This is a genomic window from Peribacillus alkalitolerans (genome assembly GCF_010882125.1).
In the GTDB taxonomy this organism is placed as follows: Bacteria; Bacillota; Bacilli; order Bacillales; family DSM-1321; genus Bacillus_BN; species Bacillus_BN alkalitolerans.
In genome coordinates, this window is the sequence record NZ_JAAGVZ010000071.1 from 1 (window position 1) to 1,137 (window position 1,137).

At 34.3% G+C, this 1,137-nt stretch carries 1 protein-coding gene and 1 pseudogene; both read left to right on the forward strand.

Going from position 1 to position 1,137, the window contains the following annotated elements; all coding sequences use genetic code 11:
• The first annotated feature begins 8 nt into the window (after window positions 1-8).
• Window positions 9-728 (forward strand): annotated as a pseudogene (locus G3O09_RS22665) (spore germination protein).
• A partial coding sequence (locus G3O09_RS22025) for a spore germination protein (RefSeq protein WP_163103574.1) occupies window positions 694-1,137 on the forward strand: 444 nt, incomplete at its 3' end. The pseudogene G3O09_RS22665 and the gene G3O09_RS22025, both read left to right, overlap by 35 nt.

The following is a 1,137-nucleotide window of genomic DNA, read 5'->3' on the forward strand; positions in this document are numbered from 1 at the left end:
TTGCTGTTATGCGTTTCTTTAAAAAGGTGCAAATTAAAACTCAATTAGAGGAAGAGCCACTTATCATAAATAAAGATCTTACAGTTACACTTAATCAAATAAAAAGCATCTATAAAATACCTTTAAATAGCGATGTGACTGTCCGAGAGTTTCACGTAGGAATTAAAAAGATACATTGTTGTCTAGTCTATATTCGTACCATTATAGATCAAGCCAAACTTGAAGAGAATATTATTGGTCCCCTACTTCAAATAAAGGATCAAGAATTAAATGTTGCAGATATTATATATGCTTCTTCTCTACATACAGTTAATTCAATGAACGAAATAGTAGCGAGTATAAGGAACGGGAATGCTGTTCTATTAATAAATTGAGAAATCATTGCCTATTCAATAGAGATTAATCATTTTCAAGGTAGAGGAATAGATAAGGCAGAAAATGAAGTGGTCATTAAGGGGCCAAAAGAAGCGTTCACTGAGAATATTAGTACCAACATTTCCTTAATAAGAAAAAGAATTAAAAATCAGAATTTAATTGTTGAGAGCAATAATACTTCAAAACGATCAAATAATGAAGTGTATATTCTCTATATTCACGATCTTGCTAATAAAGAGATGTTGCTCAAGATAAAGAAAAAGTTAGATTCTATGGACATTGACTCCATTCAAAATTTATCTTTGTTAGAGCAGGAGATTGAAGACCGTCCAAAATCGATGTTTCCTTTGTAATTTTACAAGGACACTTCGTTTACTTGCCTTATTCATTACTCTATTTATATCAGCTGTTTATATCGCTATTACCAACTATCATGCGGAGATGCTTCCCCCTGACCTCCTATTGGCTATTTCCTCAACGAGGGAAATAGTAGCATTCCCAGCTGTTATAGAGATTTTTATCATGGAGATTGCATTTGAGCTTATTAGGGAAGCAGGTCTTCGAGTACCCACACCTATAGGGCCAACAATAGGAATTGTAGGTGCGCTAATACTAGGACAAGCTGCTGTTCAGGCAAATATAGTAAGTCCTATGGTCGTCATTGTTGTAGCCCTCGGTGGTTTGTGTTCGTTCGCAATTGGGGAAATTAGTTTAAATTTTGCAGTAAGATTATCGAGATTTATTTTTCTTCTTGCTGCATCC